Below are 19112 nucleotides of genomic sequence, written 5' to 3'. Positions count from 1 at the left end.
AAGACAACAATCGACGACATCCGCGCGTTCCCTGAGGCGAGGCGCCTTAACGCCAGGCTGGCGTCGCTACGCCTCAGGTTCCTGGCTGGCGCGCCGCTTCGGTTCGGGCAGACTTCGCGGTCGGCTTTCCGTCATTGACCGGGTCGGGGGAGTTTTTCGCGCGTTGCGCCCACACCAGCCGGCGCGGAGGCGGCCGCGTTGTCGGCGCTGCTCTCGGGCGTCGGCGCTGGTACGGGCTTGGAGCATGCCGTCAGCAAGATCGCGGCCGCGACGGCGAAGGTCAGATTGGACATGGCGTTTTTCCTCCGCCGGCGCGAAGGGTCGGAACGACTCTCGGGCGACGTGGGGAAACAAAGTCCGCCAGCGGGATTGGCCCGAAATATTCGCGTCGTAACGGCCAGCGGTTTAATGCGCAGGCTTAGGCGGCCTCAACAGTCAAATGATGTCGTTCGCGGGGTGATCTCCCGGCGCGGCTACGCTTTGAGCACCGCATCCGCCTTCTTGGCGATCTTGCTCGCCTCGGCCTTGGACATTCGGCCAGCCTTAACCGCCTGACTCGCCCGCGCCTTGGCGTTCCTGGCGTGGGGTTTGTCCTCGATCGGATAGGCGCGCTTGTCCGGCTTGGCGAAATCCTTGGCGGGCAGCTTGTCGCGCTTGGTCTCGGTCAACTTGGTCATGTCTGCCTCCTACCTTGTGTCAGCTTGAACGCCCCGGAAGGTTCGCTGTTCGCCGCAAACGCTCGCGCCTGGCCGCCTAGGCGCCCGGTTTCTTCTCGGCCGACCAGGCTGACGGACCCTCGGGCGCGATGCGCGCGTCCTGGAATGGCGCTTCCGGGGTCTGGATCGGTCGCAAGGTCGACTCGCGGGCATTGGCGTCCGACGCCGTCTCGACGGGCGCGGGCACGGTGTGAACCACCTTGGCGATCTGATCGGGATCGTCGACCAAGCCGTCCGACCCGGGTAGCGGACCGCGCGCCACCACGACCGCCTCCGCATCCGAAGGGGCCACCGGGGCGCTGGGTCGCGGTGTGTTGACCTTGTGGACGCCGCCCAGACCGTCAGCGGTTTGCGGATCCTTGCCCGTGCTCATCGTCGGCCTCCTGGTTTTGCGTCCACGAACCAACGCCTGGCCGAGCGGTCTGTTCGACAGGGCCCCGCGCATCCGTGCCTTGCGCCCCCTTCGTGGCGATCGCCAACCCGTCCAATTTCAGTGAAACGAGATAGGCGATCAAGGGTCCGGCCCGCGCCTCGGACTTGCCCGCCAAGATCTTGGGAATAGGCGCCCTGTCGAAAGTTCGGAACTATTCCTACGAAATTCCCCCGTTCGTACGCCACGGCGCGATGAGAGGTGTAACCGACCCAGGCAATGCGCCCCGGTCCCAGCGTGAATTCCACGGGATGCACGCATCGTTTTGCCATTGTCGGTCGTCGATCCTTAGCCCCGGAGGCCGCAGTCTCGCGTCGAACTATGTTCCGGCAACATCGTCCTTCAGACCCTCAGGGGCGATGGTCTCCCCCAGGCCGGCCACCAAAACCCATGAATGAGCGCGATGCTCGTAGGACGACACCGTTGGCGCAGGGAAATGGGGATCGGCGAAAGCGCCCAGCGGGATCGCCACAAGATCGGGCTCGCGCTCGTTGACGTAAGCGATGGTGTCGGCGCAACGCGGGCAAAACAGATAGAGCACCCGCGCCCCGCTATCGGCCGCCCGAATATAGCTGTTGGTCTGACCGCTGATGAGGATCGAGCCTTCCTCGAACCGGGCTTGGGCCGCCAGCACGCTTCCTGTTCTCTGCTGGCAGGCCAGGCAGTGACACACCGAAACGCCCACCGGCTCCTTCGCGCACTGAACCGAGACCGCTCCGCATCGGCATTGCGCGATCCGCATCGCTTGTCCTCCATGCTGCACTGCAAACAACCCCCAGGCTCCCGAGGTTGCATCGCAGGGCGCGGGGAGAATTCGTGGCCATCGGTAGCCCCCTGAGTGGGAACAGGCCTGCTCACCGGGCGAGACGCTGCAGGAGCCGGAGGACGCTAAAGACAATCCGAAGTGGGCCGTGCCAGGCCCAAGCCGATGGCAAACCGCGTCAGAAACAAACCGGCCTCCCTACCCGTTGGAGATGGGTCCAGCGTCAGCCCTGTGCGTTGATTGAACCTGAAGCGCGGCGCCGTCGCCGAGCAAGTCATGATCTGGCGGCCAGCCCTACCAAGGAGCCTAACCATGGACGATCAGAACACCCCGGGCCGCAAGGCCAATGAGGCCGAGGCGCCGGGCGCGTTCACGGCGTTGGGCGGACGCAAGGCGGTCGAACGCACCGGGAAGGCGTCGCAGTCCAAGGCTGGTCCAGATGGAGGATCGGCCGCGGCCGTTGGCGACACCTTCAAGAAAGATTCAAAGTCCGATCGCGCCTGAGCAAGACCGGAGCGATCGGCGGCGCGGCGGCGCGGCGGCCAACTTGCGATCACGCCGAGCAATCCCGCCTTGGAAAGGCGCGTTTCTGCCCGGAAGCGGCTCCGACCTAACAAGCTAGGTCGCGCCGAGCAGATCCAACAGGCGACGGGCCAGGGTGTCGATGTCGTAAGGCTTGGGCAGGACCGCGACGCCTTCGATCTCGGTCTCGCGAATGGCCGCTTCGGCGTAACCCGAGGTCAGCAGCACAGGCAGTCCGGGCCGCCGCCGCCGAATTTCCTGCGCCAGTTGAACGCCGTTCATGGCGCCCGGCATCATGATGTCGGAGAACACTAGGTCGATGGCTCGATCATTGGCCATGGCGCCCAGAGCGCTTTCGGCGCCGCTGACGCGCGTGACGACATAGCCCAGTTCGCGCAGCATCTCGCAGACCAAGGCGGCCACTTCGTCGTCGTCCTCGACCAGAAGCACGGCTTCGGCGGTCGGCGCGCGCAGGCCTTCCAGGCTTGTAATCGCGGCCGCAGCCGAGGCCGCGGGCGCCTCCAGGGTCCGGGGTAGCAGCAGCGTCACAGCCGTCCCGCGGCCGACCGTGCTGTCGACGCTCACCGATCCCCCCGACTGCTCGGCGAACCCATAAACCTGCGGCAGGCCAAGGCCGGAGCCCTTGCCGATTTCCTTGGTCGTGAAGAACGGCTCGAACACTCGGGCCAAGACCTCCTTGGCCATGCCCACGCCCGTATCGCGCACGGTCAGCCGCACGAAATCGCCCTGCCCGTCCGCCCGCGGCGCGTTTTCCGCGACGATCGAGATCGTGCCGCCTTCGGGCATGGCGTCTCGAGCGTTGACGCAGAGATTGAGCAGCACCAGTTCCAGTTCCGCGGGATCGACCTGGATCGCCCACAGATCGTCGGCCAGCACGGTTTCGACATGGACGTCGCCGCGCAAGGCGCGATCGAGCAAGTCGCGCATGCCGGCGAGCTGCTGGCGAAGGTCAACCGGCTCGGCCTTCAGCGGTTGGCGGCGGGCGAAGGCCAGGAGTTGGCGGCTCAGGGAGGCGCCACGCTCGGCGGCCTGGCGCATGCCGTCGAGGATCCTTTGCCGGCGCTCGGGCGCTCCCGGACGATCGACCATGCTAAGGCCGCCCAGGATCACCATCAGCAGGTTGTTGAAGTCGTGGGCCACGCCGCCGGTGAGCTGGCCGATGGCCTCGATCTTCTGGTTCTGGCGAAGCTGGAATTCGGCTTCGGCCAACCGGGCCTGATCGCGCAGACGGTCGCTGACGTCGTAGACGAACTGGAAGGCGCCGATCTGGCGGCCATCGCGATCGCGCAGGATGTTGAACTTGATCTCGTAAGCGCGTCGATCGAAGGCCGGATCGCCAAACTCGTGGATGGTGGTGAAGGCCTCACCGGCCAGAGCCCGTGACCACAGCGACCGGACCTCCGCCTGATGGTTGGGGCGGTCGGCCAGCAGGTCGAGCATGTTGTCGCCGACCTTGGGGCGCACCCCATAGACCTGCTCGAACTCATCGGCGCTGGCGCGGTTGATCGCCAAGTAGCGATAGTCGAGGTCGGCGACGAGGATCAGGGCGTCGGTCGACTCCACCACGTCGGCCAGGACCTTGCGCTCCTGCAGCGCGGCGGCCACCCGCTGCTCCAAGGTCTCGTTCAGGTCGCGCAAGGCGGCCTCGGCGTGCTTGCGCGCCGTCACGTCGATGGCGGTGCCGACGACCCGGACGCAGCGATTGGCCTCGAACAGACCACGCCCCTTGGCGGCGACCCACCGCTCGACGCCATCCTCCTTGCCGATCGTGCGGGACTCGACATCGTAGAGCGCGCGTTGGGTCGGGTCGGCGGCGGCGGTGAAGGCCGCGGTGATCGCCGGACGATCCTCCGGATGCAGGCCGGCGTAGAAGTCGGTGAGCGAGACGAAGGCCGCTGGCGAGATCCCGAACATCGCCTTGGTCTGGGGCGGCCAATAGAGGAGGTCTTGGACCATATCGACGTCCCAGAAGCCGATCTCTGAAGCCTCGACGACCAGGCGAAGTTGCTGCTCGCTGCGTTCCAGGGCTTCCGTGGCGGCCTTGCCGTCGGTGACGTCGTAGCCGTCGCAGAAGATCCCGCTGATCTGGCCCTGGTCGTCGAAAACGGGGGCGTAGATGAAGTTCATGAACCGGGCCTGCATCGGCTCGCCTGGCGCACGCTGGTAGGTCACCGGCGCCTGGTGGGCCTGATAGATCGTCCCGGTGGAATAGACCTCGTCGAGTTCCTCGAAATAGCCCTGCCCCTCGATGCTCGGGAACGCCTCGCGGATCGACTTGCCCAGCCAGCTGTCGCTGCCGAACACCCGCCGGTGGGCGTCGTTGACGAAGTCGACGATGTGGTCGGGGCCGCGCATGATGATCACGAACCCAGGCGCCTGCTGGAACAGTCGTCGCTGGCGCTCGGTCTCATCGGCCCGGCTGCGTTGGGCCAGCACCGACGACGTGGTCTCGGTGCATTGCACGAGAACGCCGCCAACGCCGTGCGGCGCGTCATCATCGTCGATCGGACCGTAGCTGTAGGTCCAGTAGACGTCCTCGCGCGCCCCATTGCGGGTGATCGGCACCAGGGCGTTCTCGTGCCAGGTTGGTGGCCCGCCGGACATGACTTGGTCGATCTGCGGGCCGATGATGTCCCAGATCTCCGCCCAGACCTCGCGACCGGGGCGGCCGAGCGACCCGGGGTGGCGCTCGGGGCCGATCGATTGGCTGTAGGCGTCGTTGTAGAAGGACAGGAGGTCTGGTCCCCACCAGACGTACATCGGATGGCCGGAGTTGAGCAGGAAACGGATCGCCGTGCGCAGCGACTGAGGCCACCCGGCCGGCGGCCCGAGCGAGGTCGTGTTCCAGTCGAACGCGCGGATCAGCGCGCCCATCTCCCCGCCGCCGCGCAGGAAATTGGGCGTGTTTGGTCCTGTCGGCGCGTCCCCCTGCAACATCATCCCCGAACTCAACGACAAACCATGGCCCAGGCTTTTGCCGGGTCACTCCACCGCCAAGGAGGCTAAGAGATTTCGGGCTTCCGGGTCTAGGACCACGAAGACCTCGCCTGCAGGATCGCGAAGGCGTTGGCGAGTGGCTAGCGCCGTCCGCGAACCGTCAGAGCCACGACCGCCGCGCCGGCCGCGACAATCAGGGCGTCTTCGATCAAGCCGCTCCGCGTCTGGCCGATGGCCGCCATGGCGCGCTTGCGCCCGGCCAGGGTGAGATAGGCCAGCGGGACCGCCGTTGCGACCGCCACCGCCGCGCCGACTTTTTCCTTGCCGCGCGGGGCCAGGGCGCCGCCCGCGATCCCGGCGCTCATCACCCGGGCCAGCAGGCCCAGGAAGACGGTGCGATCAGGCGCGGACTTCATCTTGTCCCCAAAGAGCTCTCCAACGCCCATGGCCAGGGCGCCGAACTTGAACAGGGGATGATCAAGCAGGACCAGGTGGCCCGGCGTCTTGCCGCCCGCCAGCCTCGCCGTCGCGAGGGTCGCCATCGGCGTCATCGAGCGGGCGCTGGCGACGGCGCCGATCAGCGCGGAGGGAACAAGGTCTGTGGCTTTCATGCTGCCTCAACATTCCGGTCTCGAGAAAGGTCAGACGGCGTGACGAGCGCCGCGACGGCGTCATTGGGCCTGCGCCACGCGCCAGACGGTGTTGGAGAGATCGTCGGCGATCAGCAGGATGCGCTTGGCCGGATCGAAGGCCACGCCGACGGGACGGCCGCGCGCATGCTGGCCGTCCAGGAAGCCGGTCACGAAGTCGACGGGCTTGCCGTTGGGTCGACCACCCGCGAATGGAATCCAGACGACCTTGTAGCCGGAGAGGTCCTGGCGGTTCCAACTGCCGTGCTCGCCCACGAAGGCGCCTTGGGCGAAAGCGCCGCCAAAGCCCCCCAGGCTTGCGAAGCTCACGCCCAGGGCCGCCACGTGCGAGCCCAGGGCGTAGTCGGGAACCAGCGCCTTGCCGACCTTGCGGGGATCCTGCGGCCGCACGCGCGGATCGACGTTCTGGCCCCAGTAGCTGTAGGGCCAGCCGTAGAAGCCGCCATCGCGCACGCTGGTCAGGTAGTCGGGCACCAGTTGCGGCCCCAGTTCGTCGCGCTCGTTGGCCACCAGCCAGAGCGCCTTGGTCTGCGGCTCGATCGCCAGGGCCGTGGGGTTGCGCACGCCGCTGGCCAGCACCCGGTGTGCGCCGGTCAGCCGGTCGATTTCCCAGACCTGGGCGCGGTCCTGCTCGACGTCCAGGCCCCGCTCGCCGATATTGCTGTTGGAGCCGATGCCGACATAGAGCTTGGCCCCGTCGGCGCTGGCGGCCAGCGACTTGGTCCAGTGGTGATTGATCTGCGACGGCAGGTCGGTGACCGTCTGGGGGTTGGCCGTGATCTTGGTCTGGCCCGGCTGGAACGGGAATTTCAGCAAGGCGTCCTGATCGGCGACGTAGAGCGTTCCGTCCACGAAGGCCAGGCCGTAGGGGGCGTTCAAGCCGCCGACCAGCACGGTCTTCAACTCAGCCTTGCCGTCGCCGTCGGCGTCGCGCAGCAGGGTGATGCGGTTGCCGCCCTTCACCTTGGTCTTGCCCTTGGCCTTGATATAGCCGGCGATGAAATCCTTGGGCCGCAGCTTGGATTCGGTCCCGCCCGAGCCCTCGGCCACCAGGATGTCGCCATTAGGCAGCACCAGCATCTGGCGCGGGATTTTCAGGTCCGTGGCCAGCGGCGTGATGGAAAAGCCCTTGGGAACGGTCGGCGTCTTGCCGTCCCAGCCCTTGGGCGTGGCGATCTTCATCGGCGGCAGCAGGGTCTCCTGCTGGCCGGGCAGCGGCGGCTTGCCCGCGCCCGTCTGGTCCAGGCCCGGATCGCTACGCCCACAGGCCTGCAGGGTGAGCGCCGCGGCGGCGACGATGATCCAACGCGCGCTCATCGCACGATCCCCCGGGCGGATGGGCTGGAATAGCCGATCGCGGCGGCGATCAGGGCGAACAGCGACGAGAGGATCGACAGCGTCAGGCCCAGCGCCCCCACCGACGGCCAGCCGTCGTGGCTGTGCTGGAAGGCGTTGATCAGGCCGGCCAGCCACATGACCGCGACGGCGGCCAGGAACGCCAGAGCCCGCCTGCGGGAACTGCGGCGCGGAAACACCGCGGCGATGACGCCCCAGGCCAGGACAAGGCCGCCGAACACCAGGGCGCCGGTAATCAGCCAGGCCGAGAAGTTCGACCACTGGATCACGGCCGTGCGCAGATAGGCGATGTCGCTGATCAGCCCGGCGCTGAAGAGCGCCAGGGGAAAGGCCAGGAGGATCGCATGAAGGGGATGCAGCGTCGCCCCGCCTCCACTGGTTTCCGTATTCGGCATTCGCCCCTCCACCCCAAGCCTTGGCACGGCAAGTCCAATCCCTGGACGGCGGATAGGTTTCATCGTCCCAGGTGGCGGGTCGGCGGGGCCGCGTCTTCAGGCCCACTTCGTTATCCAATCCGTTCGTACGCCACGACGCGATAAAGGCGCCAAGCGCGGGCAGAGACGATCAGCCGGTTGAGGCGTTGCTCAAAAACCTTCGGCTCTCGTTTTAAGGTCAAGATTAGGCCTGCTCAATTGCGCATTGACGGTCCGCACCATCCCCTATGCCGGCAGGCTCGCGCGCTCTTCGAGCGTGCGTCGGACGGCGACCGCCAGATCGCTGACCTTGGACGGTTTACGTAGCACGGCCTCTGACTGGACCAGATCCTTGATAGCCTGAGCGTCGGCGTAGCCGGTGACCAAGAGTACGGCCAGGTTGGGCGCAAGCTGGCGCGCTTGGGTAGCGACCTGAGCGCCGTTGACCCCCGGCATGGCGAAATCCACCACCATCAGGTCGGGATGGTCTCCAGCGATGCGGTCGAGGCCCGCCTGGCCGCCGGAGGCTTCGGTGACGACATAGCCCAGAGACTTGAGGCACTGAACGATAAAGTGCCGTACCCCCGCGTCGTCATCAACCACCAGAATGCGCTCGCCTTGGCTAAGCGGGGTTTCGCTGGAGGGAATTTCGCTGGGTCGCAGGCGCTCGGCCGCGTCGCTGATCGGCAGCCAGATCTCTATGCTCGTGCCCACGCCAACGGTGCTGTCGATCCGAACGGTGCCGCCAGACTGCGTGGCGATGCCATAGACCTGGCTGAGGCCAAGTCCCGTACCCTTGCCGACGCTCTTGGTGGTGAAGAAGGGATCAAAGACCTTCTGCAGCAGCTCGGCGGGAATGCCGTGCCCGGTGTCGCTGACGGCGATGACCACGTAGCGGCCGGGCTCCAGGCCTTCGTGCCAGTCGTGGGCGATGCGGCTGGACACCGTAACCGTCCCGCCCTCTCCCATGGCGTCGCGTGCGTTAATCGCCAGATTAAGAATAGCCAACTCAAGCTGGTTGGGATCGGCGTTGGCCCGGGCCGCGCCGGCTTGAAGATCGGCGCGCACCTCGACGGTGTGACCCAGAGTGCGGGTCAGCAGATCATCCATCCCCGCGATCAGGGCGTCGACTTCAACGGCCTGCAGGTCCAGTTGCTGGCTGCGCGAGAAGGCCAGGAGCTGGGCGGTCAGCTTGGTGGCCCGCTCGACCCACGCGCATCGGCTTGGTCTGCTCGACCTGGCGCATGACGCCGCGCGTGGTCTCGCCCAATTCGACGTCGGACGGATGCAGCACCGACTGCTCGCTGTCGGGATCGAGGCCCTCCTCGCTCACGAGCTTGAAGAGATCGATGCCGTCGAGCGACCAGCCGTGGCTGGCCGCGGCCGCGCGCAATTCGGTCTCGGTTTCGGAGAGGGTGATGTAGAGGCCGGTCTCGCCCAGTTCCCGCCCCTTGAGCAGGAACTGAAGAGCGAGGGTTGTTTTGCCCGAGCCAGGCGTGCCCTCGACGAGGTAGATGCGATCGCGCGTCAGGCCTCCGCCCAGGATCTCATCGAGGCCAGGCACGCCGGTCACAACACGGGGCTCGGCTCTGGGCGGTGTCAGATCAATCGACATTCAGGCTCCTGGCGGCGGGCTTCACCCCAACCGGACGCCCCCGCGGCGATCCACCGGGGGATAACCCCCGAGCTAAAGCCAAGGTTTCTCTGCTGCAAAAGAAGTGTCGAGGCGACGTTACGGCGCCCCGCACTCAGGTGAGCGCAGGGCGATAAAAAGCGCGGCCTTTAGCTCAGTGGGCCGTCGAGCGCCGGATCCAGGCTCGCCTGGGTTGGACGTGACCAAACCAGCCGCGGCCCTTGGGGGACGCGGTCGTGGAACGAGACCAACAGGCGCCATTCACAGGCCAGGACCAGGAACTCGTTGCGTTCCTGCGGATCGCTCGCCGCGGCTGCTTGTCGAGCGCAGACGCTCGCTTGCCACATTCTATGTGCCGCTGAGTACATTCTCACAGGGTCTCATGAATCCGGACGGTTTACGCGTTGCAATGGCGCCTGCGACACTGCGTCCTCCCGCGCCAAGCCCGGCACGACGGGAGGCAATGTCTGGCCTCGATCCTCGACACAGCGCAAGGCGGCCGTTCAGGTCTAAGAAAACCTGAAGGTCGGACCGGTCACGGCTCAGATCAACACCGAGGCGACGCACAGCAGAAAGGCGACGGGGCTGCCCGTCGCCTTCCCCGTCGCGTTCGCGAACTTCGCGAACAGCTTTTCCATAATCAGTGGGCCGCGAGCGTCGTGCCTTCGAAGGTCGGCGTCTCGGGAACCGGCAGGCCGCCCGTCTTGTAGGTGGCGATCAGCTGCTTCTTCTCGGCGGCCATCTGCTCGCCCAGCGCGTCCATGTCGAGGCCGGCCTTGCGGGCCTGGGCGAACATGCCTTCGACGCGCTGCTCCTCTTCCTTGACGTGGTGCTCGATCATTTCCGAAAGCACCTTGACCTTGGCGTCGTAGAACTCGTCGTCGGGGCCGCCGGCCTCGATCTCGGCGATCAGCACCTTGGCGCCGTCGTGCTCGACATAGGCTTCCTTCAGCAGGTCCTCTTCAACCTTGCCCTCGCAGGCCGGGTAGAAGATGTCCTCCTCGATCTTGGTATGGACGGTCAGCTCCATGCAGATCTGCTCGGCCAGGGCCTTCTTGCGGCCATCGGCTTTGGCGGCCTCGAACTGGGCGAACAGGTCCTCGACCTTGCGGTGATCGGCTTTCAACAGCGCGACGGCGTCGAGCTTGGGGGCGGCGGTGGCCATGAGCGGGTCCTTGAAGGATCGTGAATTTGAAACACAGCAACGACGACCCGGGGCCGCCATTCCAAGTTTTCAGGGACTTGCGAGACGTTCGCGGCTGTTAGGTCGACCCGCCGCTTCACGACGACCAGCAGCCACATCCACGCTCGGCCCGAGACAAGCCTGAGCGCCGATGATCAGGCTGAAAACATTTCGAAGGGCGACAGGCGGCGTGGCCACAGCTTACGGCGGGATGTCGAGCGCTACGCCGCCACATCATCGCCCGATCATCAAATGATGTCGCGCCGCTCGGCAGTTTAGATCGACGCCTGAGCTGCAAATCGAAAGCCGTCGCCAAGCGCTGCAACTTCCAGCGCCAGCTCGGGTTTGGCCTCCAGGCGATCGCCTGGCCCTCCCTCGTCCCGTTCCTTATTCAAGAGCTTCCCATGGTCCCGGCCGTTGATCCCAAAGTCCCCGCCGTCGGCGAGACCCTGACGCCGGGCGCGGCGCCCGAGCAGCGCGTTGTCCGCACGCCTATTCAGGCTCCCGCGGCCGCGATCGCCGCCGCCCTGGCGCGCGCCTCCACCGCCGACGGGCCAAGCGTGCACGTGGCGTCCAGCGAGCGCCGCGCCGAAGAGATCGGCCGCGCCCTGGCGGGCCTGTCATCGAATCTCGAAGTCCTGGTCCTGCCGCCGTGGGACTGCCTGCCCTATGACCGCGCCTCGCCATCGCGGGACATCATGGGCCGGCGCATGCGCGTGGCGCGGCGACTGTCGCGCGACGCCGGAGGAGGGTGCGTGGTGATCACCTCGCCCGAAGCCCTGGTGCAGAAGCTGCCGCCGCGCGCAATGCTGACCGACGCCTTCCTCGTCCTGGAGCGCGGCCGGCGGCTCGACCGCGACGCCCTGGTTCGTTTCGCCGCCCGGACCGGCTATGTCAGCGACGACCGCATCGACGAGCCCGGCGAGATCGCCTTCCTGGGCGAGGTCATCGACATCTTTCCGGCCGACGCGGCGCGACCTGTGCGGATCGTGTTGGCGGCCGACGATCTCATCGACGAGATCAGGACCTACGACCCGCTGTCCCAAAGGTCCGAAGGCGACATCGAACGCCTGTCGCTGGGCCCCGCCAGCGAGGTGATCCTGCCGGCGATCCAAACCGAGCAGGATCTGATTCAAGCCCAGGAAGCGCGATGGCCCGGCGTGGAGCACGGCCTTCCCGAGCATTACGACACCCTCGAAACCCTGTTCGACTTCGTGCCCAAAGCCCGCCTGTCGATCGACTTGAAGGCGCCCGCGCGGCTGGCCGACGTCGAGGACCATGTGCTCGAGGCCTTCGAGGCGCGCCGCGGCCTAGGCGGTTTGGAGGGTCCTGTCGCTTCGGCGCCCGGCGCGCTCTACCTGCTGGGCTCGGACCTGCAGGACGCCTTGGCCGGCTGGAAGACGGTGGTTCTGGACTTGGATGCGATCGAGTCGATCCCGAACCTCACCCTGCAACGCAATCCGGGGCGGGCATTCTGCGACTACGTCCAGGCCCATCGCGACGCCCATCATCGCGTCGTGCTGACCGGCCTCAAGCACGAGCAGCGAACGCTCGCCAAGGCGCTGGCCCGGGGCCTGGCTTTGAAGCCCGAACCGGTGGCCGATTGGCAGGCGGCCCTGTCTGCGCCGCTGGGCGAGGTCGTCAGCCTGCAGGTCGATCTGGACACCGGCTTTCTCGATCCCTCCGAGGGCCTGGTGGTGATCGCCGCCAGCGACGTGGTCGGCGGCCGCATCGCGGCCAAAAGCGCGGCGAGCGCAACGGATCTCCTGGCCGAGCCGGATCTGCGGATCGGCGACGTGGTGCTGCACGAGGACCATGGCGTCGGCGTGCTGCGTGACCTCAAGACCGTCGAGATCGACGGTGTCGAACACGACACCCTGCAACTGGAGTATCACGGCGGCGACAGCCTGCTGGCGCCGATCGAGGAGATCGGCCGGATCTGGCGCTACGGCGCGGAGGCCAGCGCCGTGACGCTCGACCGGCTGAAGGGCGAAGGCTGGATCAAGCGCCGCGCCGAGGTCAGTCGGCATGTCGACGAGGCCGCCGAGCAGTTGGTCGCCCTGGCCAAGGCGCGCGAAGCGCGCGTCTGTGAGCCGATCGTTCCGCCCAAGGCCGCCTACGCCAAGTTCGCCGCGCGCTTCGCCTATCCGGAGACGCCGGATCAGTCCGCCGCCATCGAAGCCGTCCTCGCCGACCTGGCGTCCGGCCGACCGATGGACCGACTGGTGTGCGGCGATGTCGGCTTCGGCAAGACCGAGGTCGCCCTGCGCGCCGCAGCGGCCGTGGCCCTGAGCGGCCGGCAGGTCGCCTTGGCGGCGCCGACCACCGTGCTGGCCCGCCAGCACGTCGAGACGTTCAAGCGACGGTTCGCCGGCAGCGGCATCGGGGTGGCTCACCTTTCGCGCCTGGTCACCCCGTCCGAGGCGCGAGCCGTCAAGAAAGGCCTGGAAAGCGGCGAGGTTCGGATCGTCATCGGCACCCAGGCCTTGGGCGGCAAGGACCTGGCCTTCGACAACCTGGGCCTGATGATCATCGACGAGGAGCAAAAGTTTGGCGCGGCGCTGAAGGACCAGCTGCGGGGCCTGGCCGCCGACGGCCACCTGCTGACCCTGACGGCCACGCCGATCCCTCGCACGCTGCAGGCCGCCATGGTCGGGATCCAGGACGTCAGCGTCATCGCCAGTCCGCCGGCCCGCCGCCGGCCGATCCGCACCTTCCTGGCGCCGTTCGACCCAGCCAGCTTGCGCACCGCCCTGATGCGCGAAAAGCGGCGCGGCGGCCAGAGCTTCGTCGTCGCTCCGCGCATCGAAGACATCGCCCCCCTGGCCGAGCGCCTGGCGAAATTGGCCCCGGAGCTCTCCGTGCGGATCGCGCACGGCGGCTTGTCCGCCGACGAGGCCGACGCGGTCATGGTCGGGTTCGCCGATGGCGAGGGCGACGTCCTGCTGGCGACCAACATCATCGAGAGCGGCCTGGATGTCCCGCGCGCCAACACCATGATCGTCTGGCGGCCCGACCGCTTCGGACTTTCGCAGTTGCACCAGCTGCGAGGTCGCGTCGGTCGAGGTCGCACGCAGGGGATCGCCTACCTGCTGTCAGACCCCCAAGACGATCTCTCCGACGCTACACGCGCGCGGCTGTCAACGCTGGAGGCGTTCGACCGCCTCGGATCGGGCCTGGCGATCAGCGCCCGCGATCTCGACCTGCGCGGCGGCGGTGATCTGGTGGGCGAGGACCAGGCCGGCCACGTCAAGATGATCGGCGCGGCGCTGTATCAACGCCTGCTCGAACGCGCGGTGCGGGTAGCGCGCGGCGAGGTCGAGGCCGGCGCGTGGACCCCGGACCTGGTGTTGGGCGAGGCCGGCTCGATCCCGATCGACTATGTCCCTGACGCCGTCACCCGCATCGGCCTCTATGGTCGCCTCGCCCGAATGGAGACTCTGGACGAGATCGATGCGTTCGAGGAGGAGTTGGAAGACCGGTTCGGCCCGGTCCCCGTCCAGGCCACGACGCTCCTGTCCTTGGCGCGTCTGCAGGCGCTGGCTCGCGCGGCGGAGGTTCGCCAGGTGCGAGCAGGACCCAAGGGCGTGGCCCTGAGTCTCCCGCCGCGCGCCGCCAAGGCCGCAGCCAAGCGCTTGGCGCGCGTGGCGACCGAGATCTCGCTGGACGACGGCAAGATCGTGATCACCGAGGCGACGGACAGCGACGCGCAGAGACGCGAGCTTGTCGAGCGCTTGCTGCTGGCCCTAGCCGCATAGAAGAAACGCCCCCGGAGCCAGGTTCCGGGGGCGTGATGCGCGTCGTCGACAGGCTTTAGCGCGCGTCGCGCAGATAGATCGTCTTGCTGCGGCCGCTCAGCAAAAGCCCCACCACGATGCCGATGGCGCCGGCGATCGCCACCGCCGGCAGCGGCTTGGAGACCACATAAGTCTCGACCGCGTCGAGCTGTTCGTGGACGTGGCCCCGGACGCCTTCCAGCGTCTCCTCGAAGGCGTCCTTCACGCCGCCCTTGGCCTGGCCAAAGGCCTGCTGCACCGTGCCGACGGCTTCCTTGATCTTGCCCTTGGCCTGGAGTTCGGCATTGCCGGTCAGGCCGCCAACAGCGTCTTGGACGCGTCCCACGCCCTGGTTGGCCACGCCCGTCACTTGCTCGTTCATCACAGGTTCCCATTGTATCGACGCTCGTCGATCACGAGCCCCCCTCAAACCCCCGCCGCCTCGCCCTTGTTCCTGCGACGGAGCCATCGGGCCGCCTCGCCGTTTGCGTTGCTCAGCGGAGGGTAAGACGATGAGCGAGAAAAAACCGGGGTCGAGCATGGGACGATGGAACACCCTGTCCACGCGCATTCTCCTGGGTCTTGTCGTCGGGCTGGCTTGCGGCGCGGCCCTGAGCGGGCGAGCGTCGACGACGCTCGATCTGCTGGAAGCCGTGGCCGCGCCGATCGGACAGCTATGGCTGGACGCCCTGACGATGACGGTCGTGCCTCTGGTCTTCGGTCTCCTGGTCACAGGCGTCGGCTCGGCGACCTCCAGCGCCGCGGCGGGCGGCGTGGCGGCACGCGCCATGCTCTGGTTCGTGGTTCTGCTGATCGCCGCATGCGCGCTAAGCGCGTCGTTGACGACTGTGGTCCTGGCCTGGGTGCCCATTCCCGTGGGTGGCGACGCCTTTAACGCCGCAGGCTCGACGCCGCCGGTCGTGGCCCACGGCGGGGCGTGGTTCAGCGGTCTCATTCCCGCCAACCCGATCAAGGCCGCGGCCGAGATGAGCATGGCGCCTTTGGTGGTCTTTGCGCTGTTCTTCGGTTTCGCGGCCAGCCGGATCGAAACGCGACTGCGCGACCCCTTGATGACCGTTTTCGAAGCGGTCGTGGCGACAATGCTGGTGATCGTGCGCTGGGTCCTGCTGGCCGGACCGCTCGGCGTCATGGCGCTAGGCTTTGGCGTCGGCGCCAAGATGGGCCTGGGCGCCGCCGGCGCCTTGGCCCACTACGTCGCCGTCGTGGTCGCCGCTTGCCTGGCGATCACCCTAGCGGCTTATGGGCTCGTCGCTGTGGCCGGTCGGATTTCCCCCGTGACCTTCTTCAAAGCCGCGCTGCCGGTTCAGGTGGTGGCCCTGGGGACGCAGTCGTCGCTGGCCTGCCTGCCGACGATGATCGCCGCGACGGGCGCGCTGAAAACCTCGCCCGGGTCCGCCGAGGTCGTCCTGCCGCTCTCGGTTTCGATCTTCAGGGCCGCCAGCGCCGCGGCCAATGTCAGCGTCGCCATCTATCTGGCCCATCTCCACGGCATCGCCCTCTCGCCGACGGACCTGATCGTCGCGATCCTGGTGGCGGCGGCCGTGAGCCTGGCGGCCGTGGGCTTGCCCGCCCAGGTCTCGTTCTTCGCGACGATCGGCCCGGTCTGCCTGGCGATGGGCGTACCGCTTGACGCCCTGCCTGTCCTGCTGGCGGTCGAGACGGTGCCCGACATCTTTCGGACCTTGGGCAACGTCACCACCGATCTGGTGGTGGCGCGGATCGTCGGCCGGCCGCGCCGCGGCGCTCAGACCCACGCCGACGCACACCAAGGCGTTCGGGTGGCCTAGATCGGAACGACCATCATTTGATGTTTGCTGGATCGCGCGGGGGAACGTGGGCCGGCAAACCCGGTTGATCAGGTCTCATTCCCTCCGGACATCCCCCATGGCCACCACGGCGAAGACCAAAGCCAGGAAGACATCGACGCGCGCGGCGACCAAGGCGTCAGCGGCTCCCAAGACCGTCGGCCCCGACGCCCTCTCGCTGCTCACCGCCGACCACCGCGAAGTGGACGACTATTTCGACGAGTACGAGACCCTCACCGACGACGCGGCCAAGAAGGCGTTGGCCGACAAGATCTGCCTGGCGCTCAAGGTCCACGCCCAGATCGAGGAAGAGTTCTTCTATCCGCCGGCCCGCGAGGAAACCGGCGACGGCGACCTGATCGACGAGGCCATCGTCGAGCACATGGGGGCCAAAACCCTGATCGCCCAGATCGAAGCCGGCGCGCCCGGACAGCCGCTCTACGACGCCAAGATCAAGGTGCTGGGCGAGCAGGTCCGCCACCACGTCAAGGAGGAAGAAGAAGAGCTCTTCCCCGAGGTTCGCCAAACCAAGATCGACCTGGACGCCCTGGGCGCCAAGCTCGCCGCCCGCAAAGCCGAGTTGATGGCCCTGCTGGCGCCGCCGTCGACCCCGATCTGACGCCGCTTCTTTTCCCCCACGACGAGCCCGCGCGGTTCGAAGGACACCCCATGGCCAAAAGCCCCAACAAGACCCCTGCCGCCAAATCTCCCGTCAACGGCGGCCAAGACCGCGCCGGCGTGGTCGGTGAGACCCTCGTCGCCCCCGGCGGCGAGTTGCATCAGCAGGCTGGCGAGCCGGCAAGCCAGCTGACCACCAATCAAGGCGTGCCGATCAGCGACAACCAGAACTCCCTGAAGGCCGGCGCGCGCGGACCCGTGCTGCTGCAGGACTTCATCCTGCGCGAAAAGATCATGCACTTCGACCACGAGCGCATTCCCGAGCGCGTGGTCCATGCGCGAGGCTCGGCCGCGCACGGCGTTTTTGAGTGCCTGGACTCCTGCGCCGACGTCACCAGCGCCGACTTCCTGCAGCGGCCTGGCGAGCGCATCCCGGTGTTCACCCGCTTCTCGACGGTGGCCGGCAACAAGGGCTCGATGGATCTGGCCCGCGACGTGCGCGGCTTCGCGGTCAAGTTCTACACCCAGCAGGGCAACTTCGATCTCGTCGGCAACAACATCCCGGTGTTCTTCATCCAGGACGCCATCAAGTTTCCCGACCTGATCCACGCGGCCAAGCAGGATCCCGATCGCGAGTTCCCGCAGGCCCAGACCGCGCACGACACCTTCTGGGACTACATCTCGCTGACGCCCGAGAGCATGCACATGATCATGTGGATCATGTCGGACCGCACCATCCCCCGCTCCTACCGGATGATGGAAGGCTTCGGCGTCCACACCTTCCGACTGGTCAACGCCGCCGGCGCCTCGACCTTTGTGAAGTTCCACTGGCGCCCGAAGCTCAACGCCCAGTCCGTGGTCTGGGATGAAGCGGTCAAGATCAACGGCGCCGATCCCGATTTCCACCGTCGCGATCTATGGGAAGCGATCGACACCGGCGACTTCCCCGAGTGGGAGTTCTGCCTGCAGACCTTCACCCAGGACCAGGCCGACGCCCTGCCCTTCGACGTGCTCGACGCGACCAAGGTCATTCCCGAAGAGGTCATCCCGCTGCGCGTGGTCGGCCGCATGGTGCTGGACCGCAACCCCGACAACTTCTTCGCCGAGACCGAACAGGTCGCCTACTGCGCCTCGCACGTCGTGCCCGGCATCGACTTCACCAACGACCCGCTGCTTCAGGGCCGGTTGTTCTCCTACCAGGACACCCAGCTCAAGCGCCTGGGCTCGCCCAACTTCCACCAGATCCCGATCAACCAGCCCAAGTGCCCGTTCCACAACCTGCAGCGTGACGGCCACATGCAGATGGGCATCCCCAAGGGCCAGGTGAACTACGAGCCGTCCAGCCTGGGCGCCGACGTCGCCAGGGAATCCCAGGCGACGGGCTATCGGACTTTCCCCGCCCTGGAAACGGGCGAGCAGCTTCGCGTGCGGCCGGACGCCTTCGCCGACCACTACACCCAGGCTCGGATGTTCTTCATCAGCCAGACCGAACCGGAGCGCGACCACATCGTCGCCGCCCTGATCTTCGAACTCAGCAAGTGCAACCTGGCCGCCGTCCGCGAGGCCGTGCTCTCGCGCCTGGTCAATATCGACGAGACGCTGGCGGCCCGGGTCGCCGCGGGTCTTGGCCTGCGGGGCGAGATCACCCCGGCGCCGGCTCCCGTTCCGGCCGGCGAGATGGAGCCGTCGCCGGCGCTCAGCATCCTGGCCAAGTCGGCGCCGGGCCTGGTCGGCCGGAAGGTCGGTTGCCTGGTGACCGATGGCGTGGATGACGCCTTGCTCGAGGAGGTCCGGCAAGCCGTGACCGCGGCGGGCGCCAAGCTGGCCATCGTCGCGCCGACCATCACCGGCGTCGTGACGGCGGGCGGCGCGCTCCTACCGGCCGACTTCCGGGTCGATGGGGGTCCGTCGGTGTTGTTCGACGCCGTCGTGCTGATGCCGTCGGACGAAGGCGGCGCGGCTCTCGCCCTTGAGGCGACGGCCGTCAACTTCGTTCGTGACGCGTTCGGCCACTTGAAGGTCATCGGCTATCTGCCGTCGGCCGCGCCGTTGTTCGTCAAGGGCGGGCTGTCGGACGCCAACCCGGATGTCGACGCCGGCCTGATCAACTTCCCCAAGGCCGCCGTGGCCGACTTCATCGCTGCGGCCGAGAGCGGTCGGATCTGGGCGCGCGAGCCTATGGTCCGGAAGGTTTTCTAGCCCGCCTCACGGCGGCCTTCGCCCCCGCGCCGAGAGTCGGCGCAGGGGCGAAGGACGGCGACCCTTCAA

The 19112-nt window shown here is 67.2% G+C and carries 18 protein-coding genes; 5 read left to right on the top strand and 13 right to left on the bottom strand.

Annotated elements, in window-relative coordinates:
* Positions 1-131: 131 nt before the first annotated feature.
* The 4 genes from I4Q42_RS10775 to I4Q42_RS10760 all read right to left on the bottom strand — a co-directional run bounded on the left by I4Q42_RS10775 (position 132) and on the right by I4Q42_RS10760 (position 1888).
* Positions 132-293, bottom strand: coding sequence for a hypothetical protein (locus I4Q42_RS10775; protein WP_198576076.1), 162 nt, complete (start codon positions 291-293; stop codon positions 132-134).
* A 180-nt stretch (positions 294-473) separates the two neighbouring features.
* On the bottom strand, positions 474-677 hold the full coding sequence (locus I4Q42_RS10770; protein ID WP_198576075.1) for a hypothetical protein: 204 nt from the start codon (positions 675-677) through the stop codon (positions 474-476).
* Positions 678-753: 76 nt separating this feature from the next.
* The gene (locus I4Q42_RS10765) at positions 754-1089 is read right to left on the bottom strand and encodes a hypothetical protein (protein ID WP_198576074.1); all 336 of its coding nucleotides are present in this window, start codon (positions 1087-1089) and stop codon (positions 754-756) included.
* Positions 1090-1465: 376 nt separating this feature from the next.
* Positions 1466-1888 carry a GFA family protein gene (locus I4Q42_RS10760; RefSeq protein ID WP_198576073.1) on the bottom strand — a complete coding sequence of 141 codons (423 nt, stop codon included), beginning with the start codon at positions 1886-1888 and terminating at the stop codon, positions 1466-1468.
* 333 nt (positions 1889-2221) lie between these two features.
* Here I4Q42_RS10760 and I4Q42_RS10755 point away from each other — a divergent pair, with 333 nt between their 5' ends.
* Entirely contained in the window at positions 2222-2413 is a 192-nt protein-coding gene (locus tag I4Q42_RS10755) for a hypothetical protein (protein WP_198576072.1), read from the top strand.
* Positions 2414-2527: 114 nt separating this feature from the next.
* Here I4Q42_RS10755 and I4Q42_RS10750 read toward each other — a convergent pair whose 3' ends face one another.
* The 8 genes from I4Q42_RS10750 to I4Q42_RS10720 all read right to left on the bottom strand — a co-directional run bounded on the left by I4Q42_RS10750 (position 2528) and on the right by I4Q42_RS10720 (position 10606).
* Positions 2528-5392: a PAS domain-containing protein gene (locus I4Q42_RS10750; RefSeq protein ID WP_198576071.1), complete on the bottom strand. Its 2865-nt coding sequence runs from the start codon at positions 5390-5392 to the stop codon at positions 2528-2530.
* A gap of 137 nt (positions 5393-5529) precedes the next feature.
* Positions 5530-6000: a hypothetical protein gene (locus I4Q42_RS10745; RefSeq protein WP_198576070.1), complete on the bottom strand. Its 471-nt coding sequence runs from the start codon at positions 5998-6000 to the stop codon at positions 5530-5532.
* Positions 6001-6060: 60 nt separating this feature from the next.
* Positions 6061-7356, bottom strand: a complete 1296-nt coding sequence (locus I4Q42_RS10740) for a PQQ-dependent sugar dehydrogenase (protein ID WP_198576069.1) — start codon at positions 7354-7356, stop codon at positions 6061-6063.
* Positions 7353-7790, bottom strand: a complete 438-nt coding sequence (locus tag I4Q42_RS10735) for a DUF2231 domain-containing protein (protein WP_198576068.1) — start codon at positions 7788-7790, stop codon at positions 7353-7355. Before I4Q42_RS10735 ends, I4Q42_RS10740 begins: the two co-directional genes overlap by 4 nt.
* A 264-nt stretch (positions 7791-8054) precedes the next feature.
* Positions 8055-8918 (bottom strand): ATP-binding protein, encoded by an 864-nt coding sequence (locus tag I4Q42_RS10730; protein ID WP_232793036.1) that lies wholly within the window; start codon positions 8916-8918, stop codon positions 8055-8057.
* Positions 8919-8940: 22 nt separating this feature from the next.
* A complete protein-coding gene (locus tag I4Q42_RS10725; RefSeq protein WP_232793035.1) occupies positions 8941-9423 on the bottom strand; it encodes an ATPase domain-containing protein in 483 nt (160 codons plus the stop codon).
* A gap of 560 nt (positions 9424-9983) precedes the next feature.
* Entirely contained in the window at positions 9984-10079 is a 96-nt protein-coding gene (locus I4Q42_RS25990) for a low affinity iron permease family protein (protein WP_232793034.1), read from the bottom strand.
* Between the two features lie 2 nt (positions 10080-10081).
* Positions 10082-10606, bottom strand: a complete 525-nt coding sequence (locus tag I4Q42_RS10720; protein ID WP_198576067.1) for a hemerythrin domain-containing protein — start codon at positions 10604-10606, stop codon at positions 10082-10084.
* Between the two features lie 422 nt (positions 10607-11028).
* Between I4Q42_RS10720 and I4Q42_RS10715 the strand changes: the two genes are divergently transcribed.
* Positions 11029-14382: a DEAD/DEAH box helicase gene (locus I4Q42_RS10715; protein WP_198576066.1), complete on the top strand. Its 3354-nt coding sequence runs from the start codon at positions 11029-11031 to the stop codon at positions 14380-14382.
* Between the two features lie 55 nt (positions 14383-14437).
* On the opposite strand, the gene I4Q42_RS10710 is transcribed toward I4Q42_RS10715, so the two are convergent.
* On the bottom strand, positions 14438-14782 hold the full coding sequence (locus tag I4Q42_RS10710) for a CsbD family protein (RefSeq protein WP_198576065.1): 345 nt from the start codon (positions 14780-14782) through the stop codon (positions 14438-14440).
* A gap of 130 nt (positions 14783-14912) precedes the next feature.
* Here I4Q42_RS10710 and I4Q42_RS10705 point away from each other — a divergent pair, with 130 nt between their 5' ends.
* The 3 genes from I4Q42_RS10705 (at position 14913) to I4Q42_RS10695 (ending at position 19043) form a co-directional block, all read left to right on the top strand.
* The gene (locus I4Q42_RS10705) at positions 14913-16208 is read left to right on the top strand and encodes a dicarboxylate/amino acid:cation symporter (protein ID WP_232793033.1); all 1296 of its coding nucleotides are present in this window, start codon (positions 14913-14915) and stop codon (positions 16206-16208) included.
* A 97-nt stretch (positions 16209-16305) separates the two neighbouring features.
* Positions 16306-16845, top strand: a complete 540-nt coding sequence (locus tag I4Q42_RS10700; protein WP_198576064.1) for a hemerythrin domain-containing protein — start codon at positions 16306-16308, stop codon at positions 16843-16845.
* 50 nt (positions 16846-16895) lie between these two features.
* A complete protein-coding gene (locus I4Q42_RS10695) occupies positions 16896-19043 on the top strand; it encodes a catalase (protein ID WP_198576063.1) in 2148 nt (715 codons plus the stop codon).
* The last annotated feature ends 69 nt before the right edge of the window (positions 19044-19112 follow it).

Source organism: Caulobacter hibisci, assembly GCF_016135805.1.
In the GTDB taxonomy this organism is placed as follows: Bacteria; Pseudomonadota; Alphaproteobacteria; order Caulobacterales; family Caulobacteraceae; genus Caulobacter; species Caulobacter hibisci.
Note: the sequence above shows the minus strand (reverse complement) of the source record. Positions and strands in the feature narration are given on the sequence as shown.